We start from the raw sequence: 23,560 nt of genomic DNA, 5'->3' as shown, positions 1-23,560 counted from the left end.
TGTCGGCCTATACGCTCGAACTCTGTCGTTCGTCCGTCCGTCCCCAACGGCCAACCGGTCCAGGAGCAGTCATGTACGGCCATGGTGCGGCGCCGCCGTCTCGCAGCGCGGCAACCGTCATCTCCCTGCGCGTGCTGTTCGCGGCCTGCGGCTTCCTGTCCTGCGGGATTCTCGCCTGCGTGCCGCTGTTCCGGGTGGCCTTCCTGCGCGGGCGGTGGCCGGACTGGCTGCTGGCCTGGGTGAGCCTGCCGGTGTCCATCACGTGCTTCGCGGTGGTCGGTTCGGTGCCGGAGTCGGACGTGAGGTCGGACATCGCGGTGGGCGCGGTCCTGCTGCTCGGCGCGTTCAGCGCGGTGTACTTCCTGGTGATGGACATCCGCCTGCACAACCGCGGGCTCCCGGCGTACGGCGGGTACGCGCCGCCCGGGGCCACCACGGTGCAGGGGCACGGCTCCGTCGGTTACGGCTACCCGCAGTCCCACCCGCAGCCGCAGCAGCCGTACTCGACGACCCCGATCCAGCAGCCGCCCGCACCGATGCCGCACCAGCCGATGGCCCACCCGCAGCGGCCCCAGGACGCGACGCCGCCCGGCCCGGCGTCCACGCCCCCGCCGCCGCAGCGGCCCGCGCCCGCGCGCATCGACCAGGTGCGCGCCGAGCTCGACGAACTCAGCGACTACCTGCGCAACCACGACGGCCGCAACGGCGAGCACGAGGGCGGAAGGTGACCGTGACGACGGGGCGTGTCGTCGCCGGCCGCTACGAACTGTCCACGCTCATCGGCCAGGGCGGCATGGGCCAGGTCTGGACGGCCTACGACCAGCGGCTCGACCGCCGCGTCGCGGTGAAGCTGCTGCGCCCCGACAAGGTGGCGGGGCAGGAGGCGGACGAACTGCGCCGCCGCTTTCTGCGCGAGTGCCGGGTGACCGCGCAGGTCGACCACCCCGGTCTGGTCACCGTGCACGACGCGGGCACCGAGGGCGAGGAGCTGTTCCTCGTCATGCAGTACGTCGACGGCGCCGACCTCTCCGACCACCTCGCCGAGCACGATCCGTACCCCTGGCAGTGGGCGGTCGCGGTCGCCGCGCAACTGTGCGCGGTGCTGAGCGCGGTGCACGCCGTGCCGATCGTCCACCGCGACCTCAAGCCGCGGAACGTGATGGTGAAGCAGGACGGCACGGTCACCGTCCTCGACCTCGGCGTCGCCTCCGTCATGGACGCCGACACCACCCGTCTCACGCACACCGGCACCCCCATCGGCTCGCCCGCGTACATGGCGCCCGAGCAGGCCATGGGCGGCGCGGTCGGCCCGTACACCGACCTGTACGCGCTCGGTGTGCTGCTGCACGAACTGCTCAGCGGAGACGTCCCGTTCTCCGGTTCGACGGCCCTCGGCGTGCTGCACCGGCACCTGTACGAGCCGCCGCTGCCCGTGCGGCGGATGCGCCCCGAGGTCCCCGAGACGCTCGAATCGCTCGTGCTGCGCCTGCTGGCCAAGGACCCGCAGCACCGCCCGGCCTCGGCCCAGGAGGTCTACGAGGACCTGGCGCGGCTGCTGCCCGCGCGCGGGATGCCCACCGGGTCGCCCCTCGACCCCACGCGCCCCTTCCTGCGCCCGCACGCGCCGTGGCCGGACCGGGCGCGCACGCCCGCGCCCCAGCCGACGCCCGCGCCGCCCCCGGCGGCCGGGAAGCCCGATGTCGCGCGCGCCGTCGACGAGGTCAAGCGGCTGCTCGGCGAGGGCCGGATCACCCAGGCCGTCGACCTCCTCGGCTCGATCCTGCCGGTCGCCGCCGAACAGCACGGCGAGCACTCACCCGTGGTGCGCACCCTGCGCAAGCAGTACGCGGCCACGCTCATGGACGACGGCCAGTACCGGCGCGCGCTGCCCGTCCTGCGCGGCCTCGCCACCGAACGCGCCGCCGAGGCCGGCCAGGCCGACCCCCAGTCCCTGCGCTTCCGCTACGACGCGGCCCAGTGCCTGGAGCAGCTCGGCGACCCGGCGGCGGCGCTCAACGAGTACCGGACACTGCTGCCGTACTACGAGAACCAGTACGTGGCGGGCGATCCCGAGCTGGCCCACGACGTCCGCCGCCGCATCGGACACCTGCTCCTCGCGCTCGGCGACCGGGCCGCGGCGCACGACACCCTGGTGCGCCTGCTGCACGACGTGGAACGCCTGCACGGCCCCGCCCACCCGCTGGCCACGGACGTCCGGCGGACGCTCCAGTGGCTCGGACAGGTCCGGGGCTAGCCCGCGCAAGGGTGGACCCTCGGGGCGGAACGAGCGCGCCGGTGCCCGAAGTCCTGGTGAATCGTTGGTCGAATGGGTTGGCCAGAGCCTGGCCACTGCCTACCATCGATCACCGCAAGACTTTGTGCACCGTCGCACAATCTCCTCGGGAGGTTTCCTTGCACCGCCGCCGTCGCACCGCGCTCCTCCTCTCCGCCGCCATCGCGGCGGCGCCCCTCCTGACCGCCTGCGGAAACGATGCGCATCCTGGCGCGGCAGCCGTCGTCGGCGACCAGCGGATCACCGTCTCCCAGCTGGAGAACAGGGTGAACGAGGTGCGCGAGGCCCAGCGCGCGGCCGTGTCGGACGAGGCCCAGTACGCCCAGAGCGTGGCCCGGACCGGCAGCCTCACCCGCGACACCCTGCACGGCATGGTCCTGGACCGGGTGCTGCACCAGGCCGCCGAGGACGCGGGCGTCACCGTCAGCCGCAAGGAGATCCAGTCCATGCGCAGCGGCCTGGAACAGCAGGCCGGCGGTGCGGAGGCGCTGGAGACGGTCTGGCTCCAGGAGTACGGCGTCCCCCCGCAGCGCCTGGAGGAGAACCTCCGGCTCCAGCTGGAGGCGCAGAAGCTCGCCGCGAAGCTCGGCACGGACACCTCGCAGCCCGAGTTCTGGCAGGCGCTGTCCGAGGCGTCGAAGAAGCTCGACATCGACCTCAACCCGCGCTACGGCACCTGGGACGTGCAGAAGAGCAGCCGGGTGGACGCCAAGACGCCGTGGGTGCGCGAGGTGACGGCGGCGGGGTCGCAGGAGACGGCTTAGCGGGAGACGGGGTGGCGGGAGACGGGGTGGCGGGAGACGGGGTGGCAGGAGCCGAGGTAGCCGGAAACTGCGTGGCAGCCGTGTGCGGTCCTACGATCACACCGCGCGCCCCGGGCTGTGGACAACTCGGTCGGCCCGTCGGCGCCGTGCGTTAGCTTCGAACCGTGAACACCACCAGCCCCGAAGCCGCCCCGTCCGCCACCGGCCGGATCGTCCTGCTCACCACCAGCCACCGGGTGGCACCCGGTCTGCTGTCCTGGCCCGCCTGGCAGGCCCTGCACGCCGCCGACAGCGTGCTGTGCGCGGACGGCGCCCACCCGCAGCTGCCGTATCTGCGGGAGGCGGGGATACGGGTGGCCGAGGCGGCCCCGACCGCCCAGGAGCTGGTCGACACCTGCGCCGGCGGCCGCACCGTCGTGGTCGTGGCGACCGGCGAGGGCGAACCGGCGCTCACCGACGGCCTCGCCCGGCTGGCCGGCTCAGGCCGGGTCGACATGCCCGAGCTGGAGCTGCTCCCCGCCTCCTACGACCTGCCGGGCGCCCGGCTGCTCGACCTCGTCCAGGTCATGGACCGCATCCGCGTCGAGTGCCCCTGGTCCTCCCAGCAGACCCACAAGGGCCTGGCCAAGTACGGCATCGAGGAGGCGTACGAACTCGTCGAGGCGATCGAGGAGGGCGACCGGGACGAACTGCGCGAGGAACTGGGTGACGTGCTGCTCCAGGTCGTGTTCCACGCGCGCATCGCCGAGGAGGACCCCGACGCGCCCTTCTCCGTCGACGATGTCGCGGGCACCATCGTCGCCAAGCTGATCCACCGCCACCCGCATGTCTTCGGCGAGGAGACGGCCACCACCCCCGAGGAGGTCAAGGAGCACTGGCTGCGCACCAAGGCGCAGGAGAAGCGGCGGGAGTCGGTGACCGACGGCATCCCCCTCGGCCAGCCGGGCCTCGCCCTCGCCTCGAAGCTGGCGTCCCGCGTCAGAACCGCCGGCCTGGACGTACCCCTGCCGGCGGCGGAGGGCATCGGCTACGACCTCCTCGCCCTCGCGGTCCGCGCCGAGGCGGAGGGCGTCGACCCCGAGGCGGCCCTGCGCGCGGCGGGCCGCGCCTACCGCGACGCGGTCCGGACCGCGGAGGGCCTGAAGAGCTAGCCGCCCCACTGACGCCCCCACCGCCGCCCCACTGACGCCCCCACCGCCGCCCCACCGACGCCCCCCGCCGGCCGCCTCTGCGCCGCCCTCGCCCAGCCACCGGACCGCCAGACGTCCACCCCTCCACGGTGGCTCCCGGCACCCGCCCCCCACCTAGGCGAACCCGGCCTCAGCGATGGCCCCCGGCACCCGCCCCTCCACCTAGACGGCGCCCGCCTCCGCGGTGCCCCGGCACCCGCCCCCCGCCGCAGCGACCCCCGCCACCCCGCCCGATACCGTCGAGGAGTGACCGACCACCCCACCCCCGCACCGCATTCCGCAGGCTCGTCCGCGCAGCCCTCCGTCGGCTCCTCCACCCCGCCTTTCGCCGGCTGTCCCGTAGCGGCGCCCTCCGTTGGCGCTCCCGTACCGCCTTCGGCCGCCGAAGCTCCCGCCCCCGCCGCCGAAGCTCCCGCTCCCGCCCCCGCCCCCGACCTCTTCACCTGGGAGTTCGCCGCCGATCCGTATCCCGCCTACGCCTGGCTGCGGGAGCACGCGCCGGTGCACCGGACCACGCTGCCCAGCGGGGTGGAGGCGTGGTTGGTCACCCGGTACGACGACGCCAAGCAGGCCCTCGCCGACCAGCGGCTCAGCAAGAACCCCGAGCACCACGCCGAGCCCGCCCATGCCAAGGGCAAGACCGGTATCCCCGGTGAGCGCAAGGCGGAGCTGATGACGCATCTGCTCAACATCGACCCGCCGGACCACACCCGGCTGCGGCGCTTGGTCAGCAAGGCGTTCACGCCCCGCCGGGTGGCCGAGTTCGCCCCGCGGGTGCAGGAACTGACCGATCGGCTGATCGACGAGTTCGCGGCGAAGGGCAGCGCGGACCTCATCCACGAGTTCGCCTTCCCGCTGCCCATCCACGCGATCTGCGACCTGCTCGGCGTCCCCCGCGAGGACCAGGACGACTTCCGGGACTGGGCCGGCATGATGATCCGTCACCAGGGCGGCCCCCGCGGCGGGGTCGCCCGGTCGGTGAAGAAGATGCGCGGCTACCTCGCCGAGCTGATCCACCGCAAGCGCGAGGCCCTGCCCGCCGAGCCCGTGCCCGGCGAGGACCTGATCTCCGGTCTGATCCGCGCCTCCGACCACGGGGAGCACCTCACCGAGAACGAGGCCGCCGCGATGGCCTTCATCCTGCTCTTCGCGGGCTTCGAGACCACGGTCAACCTGATCGGCAACGGCACCTTCGCCCTGCTCACCCACCCCGAGCAGCGGGCCCGCCTCCAGCGCTCGCTCGCCGCGGGGGAGACCGGTCTGCTCGAAACCGGCGTGGAGGAACTCCTGCGCTACGACGGCCCCGTGGAGCTCGCCACCTGGCGCTTCGCCACCCGGCCGCTCGCCCTCGGCGGCCAGGAGATCGCCGCGGGCGACCCGGTGCTGGTGGTGCTCGCCGCCGCGGACCGGGACCCGGCGCGGTTCGCGGACCCGGACACCCTCGACCTCTCCCGCCGCGACAACCAGCACCTCGGGTACGGCCACGGCATCCACTACTGCCTGGGCGCCCCGCTGGCCCGGCTGGAGGGCCAGACCGCGCTGGCCACCCTCCTCACCCGGCTGCCCGACCTCCGGCTCGGCGCCGAACCGGCCGACCTGCGCTGGCGCGGCGGCCTCATCATGCGCGGACTACGCACTTTGCCGGTCGAGTTCACGCCCCGCGACTGACCGGTCGCACCCCGGTCAATGTGACACACCCTCAAGTCTGTGATCTTCACGTGATCTGTGCGGCATCGACTTGTGACAAGTGATCGTCTGCCTATACGTTCACTCGTCAGCGCGGCGCCTCGCCCCCACGAGTACCGCGCCGGTCCCTGCTGTTCTGCGAAAGGCTCTCGCATGCTCTCCGGGAACGGTCGACACCGTCGCCCCCGCCAGGCTCCGGCACTCATCGTCGCGGCCGGGGTGACCGGCTCCGCCATCGCCATCCCGCTGCTCGGCGCCACGGGCGCCAGCGCGGCGGAGGGAACCACCTGGGACAGGGTCGCGGAGTGCGAGAGCGGCGGCTCCTGGAGCGAGGACAGCGGCAACGGCTACTACGGCGGCCTCCAGGTCACCCAGGAGAACTGGGAGGAGTACGGGGGCAAGGCGTACGCGGCCAGCCCGGACCGGGCCAGCCGCTCCCAGCAGATAGCCGTCGCCGAGCGCATCCTCGCCGACCAGGGGCTGGCCGCCTGGCCGACCTGCGGTCCGCTCTCCGGCCTTGACGCGGAGTCCGGTTCGGTCGGAATCGACACGGGCCTGGAAGAGGACGGCAATTCATCCGACTCCTCCGAATCATCCAACTCGTCCAGTTCGTCCGGTCTGCTGGACGCCATCGGCGGTGGCGCCTCCGAGTCGCCCTCCGACTCCGGCAGCGACGATTCCGGTTCCGAGGCGTCCGCCACCCCGGGGGCGTCGGACGAGGCGTCGGACGAGGCGTCGGATTCGGCCACGTCGGAGAAGCCGTCAAAGGCGGACAAGTCCACCGAGTCGGCGCGGGCTTCCGAGTCCGGGAAGTCGAAGGGCGCGCCCGGCTCGTCCGGTTCGTCGGACTCCTCCCAGAGTGACCCCTCGCGCGAGGTCGACAGCCTGTTCACAGGAATATCCGGGCTGGACAATTCGGACAGCATCCTCTGGGTCGGGGGCGATTCCGCTCTCGTCGACACCGGGGCCGGCCGCCATCGGGGCCAGCCCGCGGACGAGCGCGGGGCGGACGATACGTATGTCGTCCGGGCCGGCGACACCCTGGCGAGCATCGCCGACTCCCTTGACCTCGACGGCGGATGGCGCGGGCTGTACGCGGCCAACGAGTCGGCCATCGGTCCCGACCCCAGCCGCATCACTCCCGGTCAGACCCTCGAAGTACGGGACTAACCGGTCGAAAAGCAGGGGCAGTTCGCGTCACACTTCGCGCCGAATGTCCGCTTTGGTGAAAGTGTGGGATGAGTCTCAGAAGCCCTGATCGTCTTTGAAATTCCGCGGATCGCCTGCCTACGGTCGTGACCGCTCGCAGCAGCGGGCCCCGACTGCCGCACGCCGAATCCTGCCGGTGGCCGTACGGGAACAGTCGTCGCATCATGCGCCGTAGGCAGGAGCGGGGGACCCAAGGTAAGCGCCGGGACCGGCGGTTGAGGTGACTCGACACCGGATCCGGCTTGGGGTGGAGCCGTGCGACCGACAGGCCGCGCGGCCGGGCAACTCAACCGGCCCGAACCCGACAGCTCACCTCGCAGGCGTCGGTGAGGGGATCGATCCATGCTGTTTTCCGGCAAGGGCAAGCACCGTCGTCCGTCCAAGGCCACTCGCGCCATCGCCATCGCCGGTGTGACCGGCGCGGCCGTCGCCGCCCCGCTCATGGTGGCCGGCAACGCCTCCGCCGCCACCGCCTCCGAGTGGGACGCCGTCGCCCAGTGCGAGTCCGGCGGCAACTGGTCCATCAACACGGGCAACGGCTACTACGGCGGCCTCCAGTTCTCCGCGTCCACCTGGGCCGCGTACGGCGGCACGCAGTACGCCTCCACCGCCGACCAGGCGAGCAAGGCGCAGCAGATCGAGATCGCCGAGAAGGTTCTCGCCGGTCAGGGCAAGGGTGCCTGGCCGAGCTGCGGTGTCGGCCTGTCGAGCGCCGCGTACGACGGCGGCTCCACCACCACCGAGAACTCCACCGAGAACTCCACCGGCGGCTCCACCGAGACCGCCACGCGCTCCACCGAGCAGCAGACCGCCTCGCGCTCGACCGAGCGTCCGGCCGCCAAGAAGACCCAGAAGACCGTCACCACCCCGACCGGCAAGAAGGTCAAGAAGGGTGACGGCGAGTACAAGGTCGTCAAGGGCGACACCCTCAGCACCATCGCCGAGGAGAACGACGTCAAGGGCGGCTGGGCCAAGCTCTTCAAGCTGAACAAGGACATCGTCGAGGACGCCGACCTGATCTACCCCGGTCAGCAGCTGCACCTCAAGTGATCCCGTAGCCGAATCACAGGGTCCTCCTATCGGCGGCCTCCATACTGGGGGCCCCGTGCGGACCACCCCCCGTCCCCACGGGCTCCCCGCCCCGGTGCGTGTTCCCCCGTACGCACCGGGGCGGGGTTTTTCTTTTCCCGTCGTTCACCGCCCCTTTGTTCCGGCGGGAAACAATGGGTACCGTCTGTCCTTGTCCACGGGACGGTCGGTCGGCTGGCCTACGTCCCCGGGGCGGTTAGGCTCTAGTCGCAAGGCTCACGTGCCCCGCACTTCCAGCGTCACATCCCATGAAGGAGATGCTCGTGCCGTCCATCGACGTCGTCGTAGCCCGGGAAATCCTCGACTCGCGAGGCAACCCCACCGTCGAGGTCGAGGTCGGCCTCGACGACGGCAGCACGGGTCGTGCCGCCGTTCCGTCCGGCGCCTCCACCGGTGCCTTCGAGGCCATCGAGCTGCGCGACGGTGACCCGAACCGCTACCTCGGCAAGGGTGTCGAGAAAGCCGTCCTCGCGGTCATCGAGCAGATCGGCCCGGAGCTGGTCGGCTACGACGCCACCGAGCAGCGCCTGATCGACCAGGCCATGTTCGACCTGGACGCCACCGACAACAAGGGCTCGCTCGGCGCCAACGCCATCCTCGGCGTCTCGCTCGCCGTCGCCCACGCCGCCTCCGAGGCCAGCGACCTGCCGCTCTTCCGCTACCTGGGCGGCCCCAACGCGCACCTGCTGCCGGTGCCGATGATGAACATCCTGAACGGCGGCTCGCACGCCGACTCCAACGTGGACATCCAGGAGTTCATGATCGCCCCGATCGGCGCGGAGTCCTTCTCCGAGGCCCTGCGCTGGGGCGCCGAGGTCTACCACACCCTCAAGAAGGTGCTGAAGACCAAGGGCCTGTCCACCGGCCTCGGCGACGAGGGCGGCTTCGCCCCGAACCTGGAGTCCAACCGCGCCGCCCTGGACCTCATCATCGAGGCCATCAAGGAGGCCGGTTACACCCCCGGCGAGCAGATCGCCCTCGCCCTCGACGTCGCCGCCTCCGAGTTCTACAAGGACGGCGTCTACACCTTCGAGGGCAAGGAGCGCTCCGCCGCCGAGATGACGGAGTACTACGCCGAGCTCGTCGAGGCGTACCCGCTCGTCTCCATCGAGGACCCGCTGTTCGAGGACGACTGGGCCGGCTGGAAGATCATCACCGACCAGCTGGGCGACAAGGTCCAGATCGTCGGCGACGACCTCTTCGTCACCAACCCCGAGCGCCTCGCCCGCGGTATCGAGGAGGGCTCCGCCAACGCGCTGCTCGTCAAGGTCAACCAGATCGGCTCGCTGACCGAGACCCTGGACGCCGTCGAGATGGCCCAGCGCAACGGCTTCAAGTGCATGATGTCCCACCGCTCCGGCGAGACCGAGGACGTCACCATCGCCGACCTCGCCGTCGCGGTGAACTGCGGTCAGATCAAGACCGGCGCCCCGGCCCGCTCGGACCGCGTCGCCAAGTACAACCAGCTGCTGCGCATCGAGGAGATCCTCGACGACGCCGCGGTGTACGCCGGCCGCTCGGCGTTCCCGCGGTTTCGCTCCGCGAACCAGTAAGCACGGCAAGGGCTGAGCTGCTGAAGGCCTAGCCAGTCGTACGTACGTCCCCGTACCCGGTCCCGTACCGTGTGCGGGGACGTACGCGCGTGTGTGAACGGGAGTGAGAGATGGCCGTCAAGGACCGGGACCGCTTCTCCACCACGACCAGGATCCGTCTGCTCGGCGAGCAGACGGCGGCCCGCGTCTACCGTTCGCAGACCCGGCGCCAGGCCCGCCGTTCCCGCCTCACCGGCCGTGCCGCCCTGCTGGCCCTCGTCGTCTGCTCCCTGGTCGTGGCGCTCGCCTACCCGATAAGGCAGTACGTCGCCCAGCGCGCCGAGATCGCCGATCTGGAACGCCAGAAGCGGCAGGCGCGGGAGCGGGTGGAGGAGCTGCGGGACCTCAAGGCACGCTGGCAGGACGACGCGTACGCCGAGCAGCGGATCAGGGACCGGCTGCACTATGTGATGCCGGGGGAGACCGGGTTCGTCGTGGTGGATCCGGACGCGGCGAAGCAGGCGCGCACCGACCTCGGCGCGGCCGACCGCCCCTGGTACGCGAACGTCTGGGACGGCGTCGACAAGTCCGACGCCGCGGACCGACAGACCCAGCCGCGGACCGACAGATGAGAGACGACGAAAGACTGTGATGGAAACGCCCCCGCCCACCACCCCGCGCACCGAGCCGACCGACGCCGACGTCGAGGCCTTCAAGCAGCAGCTCGGCCGGCCGCCGCGCGGACTGCGCGCCATCGCGCACCGGTGCCCGTGCGGACAGCCGGACGTGGTGGAGACGGCCCCGCGGCTGCCGGACGGGACGCCGTTCCCGACGCTGTACTACCTGACCTGCCCCAAGGCGGCGTCCGCGATCGGGACGCTGGAGGCCAACGGGGTGATGAAGGAGATGACGGCCCGGCTGGAGAGTGATCCGGAGCTGGCCGCCGCGTACCGCGCCGCGCACGAGGACTACATCCGGCGCCGGGACGAGATCGAGGAGCTGACCGGCTTCCCGAGCGCGGGCGGCATGCCGGACCGGGTGAAGTGCCTGCACGTGCTGGTGGCGCACTCGCTGGCCGCCGGCCCCGGGGTGAACCCGCTGGGCGACGAGGCGCTCGCGATGCTGCCCGAGTGGTGGCGCAAGGGCGCGTGCGTGGTCCCGGCCGGCCCGCCCACCGGCGAGGGATGGCAGACGGAGACGACCGAGGACGGCCACTTCGCCGTCAAGCCCCTCGACGAGAAGGACGGCGAGTGACCCGGGTCGCCGCCGTCGACTGCGGCACCAACTCCATCCGCCTGCTCGTCGCCGACTGCGACCCCGCGACGGGCGAACTCGTCGAACTGGACCGCCGGATGACGATCGTGCGGCTCGGCCAGGGCGTCGACCGCACCGGGCGGCTCGCCCCCGAGGCGCTGGAGCGCACCTTCGCCGCGTGCCGCGAGTACGCCGAGGTGATCAAGGAACTCGGCGCCGAGCGCGTCCGCTTCGTGGCCACCTCCGCCTCCCGGGACGCCGAGAACCGCGAGGACTTCGTGCGCGGGGTCGTCGGCATCCTCGGTGTCGAGCCGGAGGTGATCAGCGGGGACCAGGAGGCCGAGTTCTCCTTCACCGGCGCCACCAGGGAGCTGACGGGCCGCCCCGAGCTGCGGCGGCCCTTCCTGGTCGTGGACATCGGCGGCGGGTCCACGGAGTTCGTGGTCGGCGACGACCACGTCCGCGCGGCGCGCTCGGTGGACATCGGCTGCGTCCGGATGACCGAGCGGCACCTGGTGCGCGACGGTGTCGTCTCCGACCCGCCCACCGAGGAGCAGGTCGCGGCGGTGCGCGCCGACATCGAGGCGGCCCTGGACCTCGCCGAGCGGACCGTGCCCCTGCGCGAGGCGCACACCCTGGTCGGGCTCGCCGGATCGGTCACCACCGTGTCCGCCATCGCCCAGGAGCTGCCCGAGTACGACTCGGCCGCCATCCACCACTCGCGGGTCTCCCACGACCGGGTCCGCGAGATCACCGAGTGGCTGCTGCGCTCCACCCACGCCGAGCGGGCGGCGGTGCCGTCCATGCACCCGGGGCGGGTCGACGTGATCGCCTCGGGCGCGCTCGTGCTGCTGGCGATCATGGAGCGGATCGGTGCGGAGGAGGTCGTCGTGAGCGAGCACGACATCCTCGACGGCATCGCGTGGTCGGTGGCGTAGCCCTCTTTTATTACTGGCCAGTAGCCTCGGCTGAGCAGGTCATGTAGCGTCTGAGCGTCTCCGAGGGGCCCTTGAGGGCCCCTCCTCGACGCCCCGCCGAGAAAGTTCGTGAAGTTCTTCACAAGGATTTCGGCCCTCTTGGCGCGCGAAAGGGGCCCGGTTGGCCCTTCCGGGGTCCCAACACCCCCTTGAACGTGTTCAGAAGGGGTGTAAGCGGGTCTCCGGGAGAGGTCTCGCGCGGGGGTGTTTCATGATCCTCACGGAGCCTCGAAACGGCCAGAGAGGCAGCTCACGCGGCATTGACAACGGCCCGCACTACACCGTGGTTCCCCCTCGCCGCCATGACTTGGATCACGCGGGCCGCGGAGGATAGCACACCCCCTGCGGATGCTTGTGAAGGGGCGCACGAGCGACCCCCCTGGGGCGGGTGGATACTCGATGGCATGAGCACCACGGAGCGTCCCAGGATCCTCGTAGTAGGCGGTGGGTACGTAGGCCTGTACGCAGCTCGGCGCATCCTCAAGAAGATGCGCTACGGAGAGGCGACCGTCACGGTCGTCGACCCCCGGTCGTACATGACCTACCAGCCCTTCCTCCCCGAAACCGCCGCCGGCAACATCTCCCCGCGTCACGTCGTCGTCCCGCTGCGACGAGTGCTGCCCAAGGCGGAGGTCCTCACCGGCCGGGTCACCACCATCGACCAGGACCGCAAGGTCGCCACGATCGCCCCGCTCGTGGGCGAGGCGTACGAGCTGCCGTTCGACTACCTGGTCATCGCGATGGGCGCGGTCTCCCGCACCTTCCCGATCCCCGGCCTCGCCGAGCAGGGCATCGGCATGAAGGGCATCGAGGAGGCCATCGGCCTGCGCAACCACGTGCTGGAGCAGCTGGACAAGGCCGACTCCACCACGGACGAGGAGATCCGCCGCAAGGCGCTCACCTTCGTCTTCATCGGTGGTGGCTTCGCGGGCGCGGAGACCATCGGCGAGGTCGAGGACATGGCCCGCGACGCGGCCAAGTACTACACCAGCGTCTCCCGCGAGGACATGCGGTTCGTCCTCGTCGACGCGGCCGACAAGATCCTCCCCGAGGTGGGCCCCAAGCTCGGCCAGTACGGCAAGGAGCACCTGGAGAGCCGCGGTGTGGAGATCTACCTCTCCACCTCGATGGACTCCTGCGTCGACGGCCACGTCGTGCTGAAGAACGGGTTGGAGGTCGACTCCAACACGATCGTCTGGACCGCCGGTGTGAAGCCGAACCCGGCGCTGTCCCGCTTCGGTCTGCCGCTCGGCCCGCGCGGTCACGTCGACTGCGAGCCGACGCTCCAGGTCGCCGGCACCGACTACATCTGGGCCGCGGGCGACAACGCCCAGGTCCCGGACCTGGTCGGCCGGAAGGCCGGCAACCCCAACGCCTGGTGCCCGCCGAACGCGCAGCACGCGCTGCGGCAGGCCAAGGTCCTCGGCGACAACGTGATCTCCGGTATGCGGGGCTTCCCGCAGAAGGACTACAGCCACGCCAACAAGGGCGCCGTCGCGGGTCTCGGCCTCCACAAGGGCGTCGCGATGATCGTCATGGGCAAGATGAAGATCAAGCTCAAGGGCCGGCTGGCGTGGTACATGCACCGCGGCTACCACGGCCTGGCGATGCCGACGTGGAACCGCAAGATCCGCGTCTTCGCCGACTGGACGCTCGGCATGTTCCTCAAGCGTGAGGTCGTGGCGCTCGGCGCGCTGGAGTCCCCGCGCGAGGAGTTCTACGAGGCGGCCAAGCCGGCGCCGGCCCCCGCGGCCGCCGCGCCGAAGACCGAGGAGAAGACCGAGGAGAAGGCCAAGGCCTCCTGACGACCGGTCACCGATCCATCCGAAGGGCCTCCCGCCATCCGTGGTGCGGGAGGCCCTTCGGCGTACCCGCGGGGCCGGGCGGGCCCGAGGACCGGCTCCCCGGGCGCGCGCACCGGCGTCCCGGGCGCGCTGACCGCCTTTCGGGGGCATTCACCTTCTTTGCCCGCCCATGACGCTCGTGGGGGACTGCGCGAGACCTCCGTCGGTGTTTACGTGGATGTCGGACATTCCGGTTCACCGTCGTGGAGGTGCCCCATGGCAGACGCCGCGCTGCGGCTGAAGGGCCTGGTCGAACAGTTGCTGGGAGAGCCGCTCCCCCTGCGCATCCGCGCCTGGGACGGTTCGCAGGCGGGCCCGCCGGGCGCGCCCGCGCTGGTGGTCCACCACCGCCGCGCCGTGCGCCGGCTGCTGTGGCGGCCCGGCGAACTCGGGCTCGCCCGCGCCTGGGTGGCGGGCGACCTGGACATCGAGGGCGACCTCTACACCGCCCTCGACCTGCTCTCCGGCCGGATCTGGGAGCGCGGCGAGGACGCCCGCTCCCTGCGGGACGCGCTGCGCGACAAGGAGGTCCGCTCGGCGATCAGGGGGCTGGTCCGGCTGGCCGGGCCGCTGCCGCCGCCGGCGCCTCCCGAGGAGGAGGTCCGCCGCCGCGGCCACCTCCACACCCGGCGCACCGACCGGCGCGCCATCAGCCACCACTACGACGTCGGCAACGACTTCTACGGGATCGTCCTCGGCCCGTCGATGGTGTACTCCTGCGCCTACTGGCACGATGCCGACGGCACGCTGGAGGACGCCCAGCACGACAAGCTCGACCTGGTCTGCCGCAAACTCGGACTCGCGCCCGGCATGCGGCTGCTGGACGTCGGCTGCGGCTGGGGAGCCCTGGCGGCCCACGCCGCCCGCGCGTACGGCGTGAGCGTCGTCGGGGTCACGCTCTCCGAGGAGCAGGCGGCGTACGCCCGCAAGCGCGCCGCCGACGAGGGACTGACCGACCGGATCGAGATCCGCGTCCAGGACTACCGCGACGTGCCGGACGGACCCTACGACGCGATCTCCTCCGTCGGCATGGCCGAACACGTCGGCGCCGAGCGGTACCTGGAGTACGCGACCGCCCTGCACGCGCTGCTCGCTCCCGGGGGCAGGCTGCTCAACCACCAGATCGCCCGGCGCCCGCAGCGCGACGAATCGGCGTACGCGGTGGACGAGTTCATCGACGCCTACGTCTTCCCCGACGGCGAACTCCAGCCCGTCGGCGTCACCGTCACCCAGCTGGAGCGGGCCGGTTTCGAGGTCCGGGACGTCGAGGCGATCCGGGAGCACTACGCCCTGACCCTGCGCCACTGGGTCGCCCGGCTGGAGGCCGAGTGGGACCGCGCGGCCGAGCTGGCCGGTCCCGGCCGGGCCCGGGTGTGGCGCCTCTACATGGCGGCCTGCGCACTCGCCTTCGAACGCAACACCCTCGGCGTGAACCAGGTCCTGGCGGTCCGCGCCACCGACCCCGGCGACGCCCGGATGCCCCTGCGGGCCCGTACCTGGAACTGACGAAGGGCCCCGCCTCCGTACGGAAGCGGGGCCCTCGGTCCCTGCCGTTACTCGGACTTGATCGCCGTCAGCATGTTCAGCCGCGCCGCCCGCCGGGCCGGCCACAGGGCCGCCAGCACGCCCACGGTCGCCGCCAGCAGCAGGAAGACGCCCAGCCTGGCCCAGGGCAGGACCAGCTCGTACGTCGCCATCCGCGAGGCCAGCAGCTCACCTGCGGCCCAGCCGAAGAACACGCCCAGGCCGATCCCCAGCACCCCGCCGAAGAGCGAGATCACCAGCGACTCCAGCCGGACCATCCGCTTGATGCCCTTGCGGTCCAGGCCGATCGCGCGGAGCATGCCGATCTCCTGCGAACGCTCGAACACCGACATCGCCAGCGTGTTGACGACGCCGAGGACCGCCACGATCACCGCCATCGCGAGCAGGCCGTAGACCATGTTCAGGATCAGCGTGAACATCTGCGCGATCTCCTCGGACAGGTCCTCCTTGTCCTGGACCTTGATCGCCGGGTTGGCGCCGAGGGCCTTCTCCAGCGTGTCCCTGGCCTGCTCCGAGGCGCCGCCCGCCGTCTTCACCATGACCTGCATGTCGGTCGGGTCGTCGAGGTGCGGGGTGAGGGTGCGGTTGTCGAGCATGATCCCGCGGATCATCTCGTTGCCCTCGTACACCCCGGCGACCGTCAGCCGCTGCGCCTCGCCGTCCTCGTAGTGCGCGGTGAAGCGGGAGCCGGCGTGCCAGCCGTGGGACTCGGCGGTCTCCGCGTCGACCACCACCCGCGCCCCACCGACCTCGAACGCGCCGTCAGTGACCGGCAGTTCGGTCAGCTTGCCGATCGAGGAGCCGTCCACCCCGGTGAGGAACTCGGTCTCGCCGTCGATCCGGGAGGCCGCGTTGCGCAGCGGACTGGTGGCCGTCACCTCGTCCAGCCCGCGCAGCCTCTCGTCCACGTCCGGCGAGAGCGCGTTGCCGTTCGCCATCGAGACCACGTAGTCCGCGCGCAGTGCCGCGCTCGCCATCCTGTCGATGCCCTGCTGGAGACTGCCCGCCATCACCGTCATGCCGGTGATCAGGGTCAGCCCGATCATCAGCGCCGAGGCGGTGGCGGCGGTACGGCGCGGGTTGCGCACCGAGTTCTGCCGGGCGAGCTTGCCCGACACCCCGAAGACCCGCAGGACCGGCGCGGCGGCCGCGATCAGCGGGCGGGACAGCAGCGGCGTCAGGATGAAGACACCGATGATGAGCAGGACCGCGCCGAGGCCCATCGGGGCCTGGCCGTCGGAGCCCTCCATCGAGGTCGCCGCCAGCACCACCGCGACACCGGCGGCCGAGAACAGCGCGCCGAGCGTGTTGCGCAGCACCAGCGACCTGGCCGTCGCCTGCGCGTGCACGCTGCTCATCGCGGCCACCGGCGGGATCCTCGCCGCCCGGCGGCCGGGCAGCCAGGCCGCCAGCATGGTGATCACCACGCCGACCACGAGCGCGGTCGCCACGGTGCCCGGCGACACCACCAGCGGCCCGTCCGGGACGGTCGCGCCGAGGGTCCCCATCAGCGAGCGCAGGCCCGCGCCGATCCCGATGCCCGCGACCAGTCCGGCCACCGCGGCCACCGCGCCGACCACGAACGCCTCGATCAGCACCGACCGGGTGACCTGCCGGCGCGAGGCGCCCACCGCGCGCAGCAGTGCCAACTCCTTGGTGCGCTGGGCGACCAGCATGGTGAAGGTGTTGGCGATGATGAACGTGCCGACGAACAGGGAGATCCCGGCGAAGACCAGCAGGCCCTGCTTCAGCCCGCTCATCGACGAGGAGATCGCCTCGGCCTGGTCCTCGGCGAGCCGGGCGCCGGTGGTGGTCTCCACCAGGTCCCCGGGCAGCGCCTCGTCGAGTGCCGCCTTCAGCCGCTCCTGGCTGGTCCCGGCCGCCGCCCGCACATCGATCTCGTCGTACGTGCCGGGCTTGCCGAACAGCTTCTGGGCCGTCGCCGTGTCGAACAGGGCGAGGCTGCCGCCGGCCGCGACATTGCCGTCGTCGGTGGTGAACACCCCGACCAGCGTGGGTTCGAGCACCGGGCCGTCCACGGACAGCCGTACCCTGTCGCCGACTTCGTACCCGGCGCGCTCGGCGGTCGAGGAGTCGAGGACGATCTCGTCGGCGCCCTTCGGGGCGTGCCCCTCGGTCAGCGGGTACCGGGCGTCCTCGGTGCCCCAGTAGTTGCCGCCCTGGGACTGGAAGCCGCCGCCGACGAGCCTGCCGTCCCGGTCGGCGACGGCGGTGAAGCCGTTGACGACGCCGATCGCGGAGGCGGCGCCGGGCACGGCCGCGCTCTTGTCGAGGAGCGCCTCGGTCAGTTCGGGCGTGCGGCCGATCCGGTTGCCCTCGGACTCCTGGTGCTCGGCGGTGACGGCGACGTCGACCTGGTCGAAGCCCTTGGCGGAGCTGTTCTGAAGGGCGCCCGAGAGGGTGTTGGTGAAGACCAGGGTGCCGGAGACGAAGGCTACGCCGAGCATCACGGCGAGCACGGTCATCGCCAACCGGGCCTTGTGCGCGAGGACGTTGCGCAGGGCGGTGCGGAACATCAGGAGGTCCGGCCCTTCGCGTCGAAGCCGGGGGTCTGGGGGTTTCCCCCAGGAAAGCGCCGCATGGAGTCGAGGACGGACTCAGCCGTGGGCTTGTCCATCTCGTCCACGATCCGTCCGTCGGCGAGGAAGACCACGCGGTCCGCGTAGGCCGCGGCCACCGGGTCGTGGGTCACCATCACCACGGTCTGGCCCAGTTCCCGCACGGAGTTGCGCAGGAAGCCCAGGACCTCGGCGCCGGAGCGGGAGTCGAGGTTGCCGGTGGGCTCGTCACCGAAGATGATCTCCGGCTTGGCGGCGAGGGCGCGGGCCACGGCGACGCGCTGCTGCTGGCCGCCGGAGAGCTGGGAGGGGCGGTGGCCGAGCCGGTCCGCGAGGCCGACCATGGCGATCACCGAGTCCAGCCACTGCTTGTCCGGCTTGCGGCCCGCGATGTCCATGGGGAGCGTGATGTTCTCCAGCGCGGTCAGCGTCGGCAGCAGGTTGAAGGCCTGGAAGATGAAGCCGATCTTGTCCCGGCGCAACCTGGTGAGCTGCTTGTCCTTCAGCGAGCCCAGTTCGGTGTCGCCGATGCGGACCGAGCCGGAGGAGAAGGTGTCCAGGCCCGCCACGCAGTGCATCAGCGTGGACTTGCCGGAGCCGGACGGGCCCATGATCGCGGCGAACTCGCCCTGCCGGAACTCCACGGAGACCCGGTCCAGGGCGACCACCCGGGTCTCGCCCTGTCCGTAGACCTTCGACAGGTCCGTGGCGCGCGCGGCCACGGCGGTGGACCGGTCGGCCCGGTGCTCCCCCTGGTGGAGTCCGGGGGTGGATGCGGTGGTCACGACAGGGTGCTCCTCGGCTGACGACGAAACGTGTTCGGGGGACGTCATCCATCGTCGTGGCCGTCGGTGTCCGTGGAGTCAGCCGCTGTTCCGGTTCCGAAGGCAGACTCCGGTCGGACCGGGCGCCGCCGGGTCATACCTGGGTATGACCCCGACCCCCGAGACCGGGCTTGTCGAGAACAGGTGGAGCGTCCTTGTTCGGGCGGTGAAATTCCGTCATTCCGCATACGTGGCCGAGCACGGGTTGCAAGGCTATTGGCAAGTGCGGATGGCCCGTTCCACGGTCTGATGCACCCTCAGACCTCAATAAAATAAGACAACATCGAGCCGTCCGTCCGCTGTTCGGGGGACGCGCCCCGATAGGCTCGGAGCCGCGCCGCGGAGCCCATGGCCTGCCCGGATGGTGGAATGCAGACACGGCGAGCTTAAACCTCGCTGCCCCTCGCGGGCGTACCGGTTCAAGTCCGGTTCCGGGCACCTCCGACCCACGCAAGGCCGCCGAACGGCGGCCTCTTTTCTTGCACCCTCCATCGAGAAGTTCACCGCGCCAACCGTTGACAGCGGCCGGTTGCCGTCGGAGACTCACGTCAACAAGTGAGTGAAACAAACTTCACCAGACGAACAAGTGACATGCTGTGATCCGCCGTGGCGCACCGTGGCACTTCCTCGGGAAGGGAACGACCGATGCGCACCACCGTCGGCATCATCGGAGCCGGACCCGCCGGCCTCCTCCTGGCCCGGCTCCTGCACCGCGCCGGTATCGACTCGGTCGTCCTGGAGAGCCGCGACCGCGCCTACGTCGAGCAGCGGCAACGCGCCGGGATCCTCGAACAGGGGACGGTCGACGTGCTGCGCGCGGCCGGCGCCGGCGAGCGCATGGACCGCGAGGGCCTGCGCCACGACGGCATCGAGCTGCGGTACGACCGCACCCGCCACCGGGTCGACTTCCCCGCGCTCACCGGCGGCCGGTCGGTGACGGTCTACGCGCAGACCGAGGTCTGCAAGGACCTCATAGCCCTCCAGATCGAGGAGGGCGGTCCGCTGCTCTTCGAGGCGGAGGCGCTCGCCGTGGAGGACGCCGACAGCGACCGCCCCCGGATCCGCTTCCGGCACCAGGGTCGCGAGTCCGTCCTGGAGTGCGCCTACGTCGTGGGCTGCGACGGCTTCTGGGGCGTGGCGCGCCGGGCGATCCCCGAGGAGCTGACCCGGGCCTTCGAGCGGACGTACCCCTACGCCTGGCTCGGCATCCTCGCCGACGTACCCCCCTCGCACGACGAACTGGTCTACGCCCGCCACGACCGCGGTTTCGCCCTGCTCTCCATGCGCTCCCCGTCCGTCTCCCGCCTCTACCTCCAGGTGCCGGACGGCACCGACGCCGGGGAGTGGTCCGACGACGCCGTCTGGGCGGAGCTGGAGCGCCGCTTCGAGACGGACGACGACTGGCGGCTGGAGCGCGGCCCGATCACCCAGAAGTCGGTGACCCCCATGCGCTCCTGGGTCCACGAGCCCATGCGGCACGGCCGGCTCTTCCTCGCCGGTGACGCGGCGCACATCGTGCCGCCGACCGGGGCCAAGGGGCTGAACCTGGCGGTCGGTGACGTCGTCACCTTCGCGCGGGCGTTGACCCACCTGCGTGACACCGGTTCGGACGAACTTCTCGACGCCTACTCACGGACCTGTCTGCGGCGGGTCTGGCAGGCCGAACGCTTCTCCTACGACATGACGACGATGCTGCACCGGGCCCCCGACGCCACCCCCTTCGACGACCGCCTGCAGCTCGCCCGGCTGGCGCGCGTGGCGTCCTCGCGGGCCGCCGGGACCGAGCTGGCCGAGGCGTACACGGGCTTCCCGGTCGACTGATCACCGACTGGTTCCGGCCATGTCGCGGGTTGGTCATGAATGGGCCCCTCCGGTGTCGGGAATCACGCACCCGCGTAGCGTGTTGGGCAGCACAGCAAGGGAAAGATCCTCCCCAAGCACTAGAGTCTTTCTTTTGCCTTTCCATTACTCTTGAGCCCAAGGCTGCGCAAGGTGGCCATGGAGGAGTGAAATGAGGAGCAGCAACCCGGTCTTCTCGCGACGGGGGTTCAGCCGCGACAACGGCTACGCGGGCTTCAACGCCCAGCCGCAGGCCGGGGGCGCCGCTGTGGGCACGCAGGGCAATCCTTACGCCCAGCCGCAGGGGGCCAACCCCTACGCCCAGAACCCGTACGCGCAGAACCCCTACGCCCAGGGTGACCTTCAGCACGGCGCGCCGCCGCAGGCCCCGGTCACCACCGGCCGGATGACGATGGACGACGTCGTCATGCGCACCGGTACGACCCTCGGCGTACTCGTCGTCACCGCCGCGCTCGCCTGGGCGCTGCTGCCGGTCGACGACGCCAACATCGGCCGTTCCTACGGCATCGCCATCGTCGCCGGCCTGGTCGGCATGGTGCTGGCGCTGGTGCAGTCCTTCAAGCGCAAGGCCTCGCCCGCCCTCATCCTGACCTACGCCGCGTTCGAGGGTGTCTTCCTCGGCGTGGTCTCCAGCGTCGTCGACAACCGCATCGCGGAGGGCGCGGCCATGCAGGCCGTGCTCGGCACCATCGGTGTCTTCCTCGGTGTGCTGGTCGCCTACAAGGCCGGCTGGATCCGCGTCAACCGCCGCTTCGTCGGCTTCGTGATGGCGGCCGCGCTCGGCTTCATCATGCTGATGGCGATCAACCTGCTCTTCGCCGTCTTCGGCGGCGGCGACGGCCTCGGCTTCCGCAGCGGCCCGATGGGCATCCTGTTCGGCATCATCGGCATCCTGCTCGGTGCCTGCTTCCTCGCCCTGGACTTCAAGCAGGTCGAGGACGGCATCGCCTACGGCGCCCCGCGCGAGGAGGCCTGGCTCGCGGCCTTCGGTCTCACCCTGACGCTGGTGTGGATCTACATGGAGTTCCTGAGGCTCATCTCGATCCTCAACAGCAGCGACTGATCAACGCCGTTGCTCAGAAGGGCCCCGGGTCTCCGACCCGGGGCCCTTCGGCGTCTGCGAGCAGTGCGCGCGGCCAGGTCGTGTCGGACTAGAAGAACCTCCGCGCGGCCCTCCTCAGGTCGTACTCGTGGATGATCGCCTTGGCGTGGCCGTACGCGAGGTTGTGTTCGTGGCGGAGCCAGCTGACCTTTTCCTCGAAGCGGAAGAGAGCCGGGCCGTCCTCGACGGTGCGCAGCCAGTCGGACACTTCACGACCGGTGCAGTGAGGGATGCGGGCGAGCAGGTTGCGATGGGTCTCCTCGGAGAAGACTTGGGACATCGGCGCCTCCGGACGCAGGGGATGTAAGCCGGTCCTTCAGGTCACCGTGCCTGAGCGTTCGCGCGTTGGCAACAGTCCCGGTGGGGCGCGTACGGTTGCGGCGTGGTGGATACGACGCGTCTGACGCAGGCAGTGGATCACTTCGCCGACCGGCTGCGGGCGGCCCCGCAGTCCCGGCTGCAACGCAGTGCGGCGGCCGAGGCGCTGGGCCTGGCCAGGGAGTTGTCCCGCCGGGCGCAGCTGCTGGAGGACCCCGCGGGAGAACCGCGCGAGATGCCGGACGCGGGGATGTTCGCCGCCGCCGACCAAATCACCGTCGCCGTGCACGACTTGGGCCTCGTCCTGACGGACGAGGCCCAAGTGGACGAAGCGGTGGAACTGGTGGCGGCGGCTCAGAAGCGCGCCGGAGTCTGACGGAGTCGACGGCCTGAGTCCGACGGCCTGAGTCCGACGGGTTGAGTCCGACGGAGTGCGGCCGGGGCCGGCTCCTACAGGCTGGCTATGACCCGGTCCGCCAGGATGTAGACGTTCTCCTGGCCGCAGGCGAAGGTCAGGGTGTACGCGCCCGAGATCCCCGAGCCGCCCAGCAGGACCGGGGACTCGCCCGCGCGCAGGGCCTCGGCGAGGCGCTCCGCGGTCTCCCGGTGGCCCGGGGTCATGCACAGGGTGGTGCCGTCGGCGAAGACGTAGACGTCGAGGGTGCCGAGCGGACCGGGGCGGACGTCGGTCAGCTCGGTGCCGGTCGCGGCCAGCTCCTCCAGGGTGGCGACCGTGCGCTCATGGTCGTTCACCACCGGCGACTGCACCGGCACGAAGTCCGGGTGCGAGGGGTGGCGGCGGCGGGCCGCGGCCAGCTCCGCGGACTCCCCGGCGAACTCGTCGGCCTCCACCGCGGGCTCGGTGACCGGCTCCAGCGGCTCCAGCCCGACGAGATCGGCCTGCCGGGGCATGAACAGCTCACTGTCGCCCAGACCCAGCAGGGTCGGCGCGTCGGAGGCGTCCCGCGCCTCCTGGGCGGCCCAGAACGCGCGCGCCTCGGCGAGCTCCCGCTCGCGCTCCTCCGCCAGGGCGTCGGCCACGGCGGCGCGTATCTCGGCGGTGTCGGCGGAGGGGCGTGCGGCGGGGACCAGTCCCCGGGCCGCGGCCGCGTTGTTCGCGGCGAGCTCGGCCTGCAGGGCCGCCACCTGTCGGCGCAGACCCATGAGGGTGCGCAGGACGGCGACGCCCACGGCGCCGGTGGCTGCCGTGGTGAGCAGCAGGGCGATCGGCATGGCGCTCACTGACGTACTCCCGGTTCAAAGTCGACCCCCGACTTCCTACATCAGCTTGAAGGGTGGACTACCAAGCTGTCAGTGCGTAACGTCACGAATCGGACAGTACTTTCAGGACTTCGGGCCTGGCGGGCGGCGGTGGACAGCCTCTGACCTGCGGAAATGCCCCAACAGGGGGAGATAGGTCACATCCTGAGGGAGATTGGATCACAAAAAGGCCCGGAACCGCGGCGGTTGCCGGGCTCCGGGCCTTTCCGATCA

At 71.2% G+C, this 23,560-nt stretch carries 20 protein-coding genes, 1 tRNA gene and 1 riboswitch; of the genes, 17 read left to right on the top strand and 4 right to left on the bottom strand.

Annotated features, from left to right (window positions below):
* Window positions 1-71: 71 nt before the first annotated feature.
* The 13 genes from AB0E07_RS03485 (at window position 72) to AB0E07_RS03425 (ending at window position 15,344) form a co-directional block, all read left to right on the top strand.
* Complete coding sequence (locus AB0E07_RS03485; protein ID WP_362245945.1) at window positions 72-728, top strand: hypothetical protein; 657 nt, start codon at window positions 72-74, stop codon at window positions 726-728.
* A 38-nt stretch (window positions 729-766) separates the two neighbouring features.
* The gene (locus tag AB0E07_RS03480) at window positions 767-2,254 is read left to right on the top strand and encodes a serine/threonine-protein kinase (RefSeq protein WP_362246806.1); all 1,488 of its coding nucleotides are present in this window, start codon (window positions 767-769) and stop codon (window positions 2,252-2,254) included.
* A 158-nt stretch (window positions 2,255-2,412) separates the two neighbouring features.
* Window positions 2,413-3,057: a SurA N-terminal domain-containing protein gene (locus AB0E07_RS03475; RefSeq protein WP_362245943.1), complete on the top strand. Its 645-nt coding sequence runs from the start codon at window positions 2,413-2,415 to the stop codon at window positions 3,055-3,057.
* A 164-nt stretch (window positions 3,058-3,221) separates the two neighbouring features.
* The gene (locus tag AB0E07_RS03470) at window positions 3,222-4,208 is read left to right on the top strand and encodes a nucleoside triphosphate pyrophosphohydrolase (protein WP_362245941.1); all 987 of its coding nucleotides are present in this window, start codon (window positions 3,222-3,224) and stop codon (window positions 4,206-4,208) included.
* 285 nt (window positions 4,209-4,493) lie between these two features.
* Window positions 4,494-5,915: a cytochrome P450 gene (locus AB0E07_RS03465; RefSeq protein ID WP_362245939.1), complete on the top strand. Its 1,422-nt coding sequence runs from the start codon at window positions 4,494-4,496 to the stop codon at window positions 5,913-5,915.
* Window positions 5,916-6,086: 171 nt separating this feature from the next.
* Window positions 6,087-7,103 carry a transglycosylase family protein gene (locus AB0E07_RS03460; protein ID WP_362245938.1) on the top strand — a complete coding sequence of 339 codons (1,017 nt, stop codon included), beginning with the start codon at window positions 6,087-6,089 and terminating at the stop codon, window positions 7,101-7,103.
* 196 nt (window positions 7,104-7,299) lie between these two features.
* Window positions 7,300-7,480: riboswitch (cyclic di-AMP (ydaO/yuaA leader) on the top strand.
* 4 nt (window positions 7,481-7,484) lie between these two features.
* A complete protein-coding gene (locus AB0E07_RS03455; protein ID WP_362245936.1) occupies window positions 7,485-8,192 on the top strand; it encodes a transglycosylase family protein in 708 nt (235 codons plus the stop codon).
* A 296-nt stretch (window positions 8,193-8,488) separates the two neighbouring features.
* Entirely contained in the window at window positions 8,489-9,784 is a 1,296-nt protein-coding gene (gene eno, locus AB0E07_RS03450) for a phosphopyruvate hydratase (protein WP_362246804.1), read from the top strand.
* Between the two features lie 110 nt (window positions 9,785-9,894).
* A complete protein-coding gene (locus AB0E07_RS03445; protein WP_362245934.1) occupies window positions 9,895-10,395 on the top strand; it encodes a septum formation initiator family protein in 501 nt (166 codons plus the stop codon).
* 19 nt (window positions 10,396-10,414) lie between these two features.
* Window positions 10,415-11,017 carry a DUF501 domain-containing protein gene (locus tag AB0E07_RS03440; protein WP_362245932.1) on the top strand — a complete coding sequence of 201 codons (603 nt, stop codon included), beginning with the start codon at window positions 10,415-10,417 and terminating at the stop codon, window positions 11,015-11,017.
* Window positions 11,014-11,955 carry a Ppx/GppA phosphatase family protein gene (locus AB0E07_RS03435; protein ID WP_362245930.1) on the top strand — a complete coding sequence of 314 codons (942 nt, stop codon included), beginning with the start codon at window positions 11,014-11,016 and terminating at the stop codon, window positions 11,953-11,955. The genes AB0E07_RS03440 and AB0E07_RS03435 overlap by 4 nt, the downstream gene beginning before the upstream one ends.
* A gap of 443 nt (window positions 11,956-12,398) precedes the next feature.
* A complete protein-coding gene (locus tag AB0E07_RS03430; protein ID WP_362245928.1) occupies window positions 12,399-13,799 on the top strand; it encodes an NAD(P)/FAD-dependent oxidoreductase in 1,401 nt (466 codons plus the stop codon).
* Between the two features lie 255 nt (window positions 13,800-14,054).
* Window positions 14,055-15,344 (top strand): cyclopropane-fatty-acyl-phospholipid synthase family protein, encoded by a 1,290-nt coding sequence (locus tag AB0E07_RS03425; RefSeq protein WP_362245926.1) that lies wholly within the window; start codon window positions 14,055-14,057, stop codon window positions 15,342-15,344.
* Between the two features lie 47 nt (window positions 15,345-15,391).
* Here the strand turns inward: AB0E07_RS03425 and AB0E07_RS03420 are convergent, their stop codons facing one another.
* Both AB0E07_RS03420 and AB0E07_RS03415 read right to left on the bottom strand, forming a co-directional pair.
* Window positions 15,392-17,920: an FtsX-like permease family protein gene (locus AB0E07_RS03420; protein ID WP_362245924.1), complete on the bottom strand. Its 2,529-nt coding sequence runs from the start codon at window positions 17,918-17,920 to the stop codon at window positions 15,392-15,394.
* On the bottom strand, window positions 17,920-18,747 hold the full coding sequence (locus AB0E07_RS03415; RefSeq protein ID WP_362245922.1) for an ABC transporter ATP-binding protein: 828 nt from the start codon (window positions 18,745-18,747) through the stop codon (window positions 17,920-17,922). The genes AB0E07_RS03420 and AB0E07_RS03415 overlap by 1 nt, the downstream gene beginning before the upstream one ends.
* A 394-nt stretch (window positions 18,748-19,141) precedes the next feature.
* Between AB0E07_RS03415 and AB0E07_RS03410 the strand changes: the two genes are divergently transcribed.
* From AB0E07_RS03410 to AB0E07_RS03400, 3 genes are all read left to right on the top strand, one after another.
* Window positions 19,142-19,224: transfer RNA gene (locus AB0E07_RS03410), tRNA-Leu, on the top strand.
* Window positions 19,225-19,431: 207 nt separating this feature from the next.
* On the top strand, window positions 19,432-20,607 hold the full coding sequence (locus tag AB0E07_RS03405; protein WP_362245920.1) for a 4-hydroxybenzoate 3-monooxygenase: 1,176 nt from the start codon (window positions 19,432-19,434) through the stop codon (window positions 20,605-20,607).
* A 190-nt stretch (window positions 20,608-20,797) separates the two neighbouring features.
* A complete protein-coding gene (locus AB0E07_RS03400; protein WP_362245918.1) occupies window positions 20,798-21,709 on the top strand; it encodes a Bax inhibitor-1/YccA family protein in 912 nt (303 codons plus the stop codon).
* Window positions 21,710-21,797: 88 nt separating this feature from the next.
* On the opposite strand, the gene AB0E07_RS03395 is transcribed toward AB0E07_RS03400, so the two are convergent.
* Window positions 21,798-22,028, bottom strand: coding sequence for a DUF4287 domain-containing protein (locus AB0E07_RS03395; RefSeq protein ID WP_362245916.1), 231 nt, complete (start codon window positions 22,026-22,028; stop codon window positions 21,798-21,800).
* Window positions 22,029-22,130: 102 nt separating this feature from the next.
* On the opposite strand from AB0E07_RS03395, the gene AB0E07_RS03390 reads away from it, so the two are divergent.
* On the top strand, window positions 22,131-22,442 hold the full coding sequence (locus AB0E07_RS03390) for a hypothetical protein (RefSeq protein ID WP_362245914.1): 312 nt from the start codon (window positions 22,131-22,133) through the stop codon (window positions 22,440-22,442).
* 74 nt (window positions 22,443-22,516) lie between these two features.
* Here the strand turns inward: AB0E07_RS03390 and AB0E07_RS03385 are convergent, their stop codons facing one another.
* Window positions 22,517-23,299: a hypothetical protein gene (locus tag AB0E07_RS03385; RefSeq protein WP_362246802.1), complete on the bottom strand. Its 783-nt coding sequence runs from the start codon at window positions 23,297-23,299 to the stop codon at window positions 22,517-22,519.
* Window positions 23,300-23,560: the final 261 nt, after the last annotated feature.

The sequence above is a fragment of the Streptomyces sp. NPDC048002 genome (assembly GCF_040653275.1).
Classification (GTDB): Bacteria; Actinomycetota; Actinomycetes; order Streptomycetales; family Streptomycetaceae; genus Streptomyces.
Note: the sequence above shows the minus strand (reverse complement) of the source record. Positions and strands in the feature narration are given on the sequence as shown.

Coding starts and splice junctions, on each gene's coding strand:
- AB0E07_RS03485 (WP_362245945.1), top strand. CDS start 72: ATGTACGGCCATGGTGCGGCGCCGCCGTCTCGCAGCGCGGCAACCGTC.
- AB0E07_RS03460 (WP_362245938.1), top strand. CDS start 6,087: ATGCTCTCCGGGAACGGTCGACACCGTCGCCCCCGCCAGGCTCCGGCA.
- AB0E07_RS03455 (WP_362245936.1), top strand. CDS start 7,485: ATGCTGTTTTCCGGCAAGGGCAAGCACCGTCGTCCGTCCAAGGCCACT.
- eno (WP_362246804.1), top strand. CDS start 8,489: ATGCTCGTGCCGTCCATCGACGTCGTCGTAGCCCGGGAAATCCTCGAC.
- AB0E07_RS03445 (WP_362245934.1), top strand. CDS start 9,895: ATGGCCGTCAAGGACCGGGACCGCTTCTCCACCACGACCAGGATCCGT.
- AB0E07_RS03440 (WP_362245932.1), top strand. CDS start 10,415: ATGGAAACGCCCCCGCCCACCACCCCGCGCACCGAGCCGACCGACGCC.
- AB0E07_RS03430 (WP_362245928.1), top strand. CDS start 12,399: ATGAGCACCACGGAGCGTCCCAGGATCCTCGTAGTAGGCGGTGGGTAC.
- AB0E07_RS03425 (WP_362245926.1), top strand. CDS start 14,055: ATGGCAGACGCCGCGCTGCGGCTGAAGGGCCTGGTCGAACAGTTGCTG.
- AB0E07_RS03420 (WP_362245924.1), bottom strand. CDS start 17,920: ATGTTCCGCACCGCCCTGCGCAACGTCCTCGCGCACAAGGCCCGGTTG.
- AB0E07_RS03405 (WP_362245920.1), top strand. CDS start 19,432: ATGCGCACCACCGTCGGCATCATCGGAGCCGGACCCGCCGGCCTCCTC.
- AB0E07_RS03400 (WP_362245918.1), top strand. CDS start 20,798: ATGAGGAGCAGCAACCCGGTCTTCTCGCGACGGGGGTTCAGCCGCGAC.
- AB0E07_RS03395 (WP_362245916.1), bottom strand. CDS start 22,028: ATGTCCCAAGTCTTCTCCGAGGAGACCCATCGCAACCTGCTCGCCCGC.
- AB0E07_RS03385 (WP_362246802.1), bottom strand. CDS start 23,299: ATGCCGATCGCCCTGCTGCTCACCACGGCAGCCACCGGCGCCGTGGGC.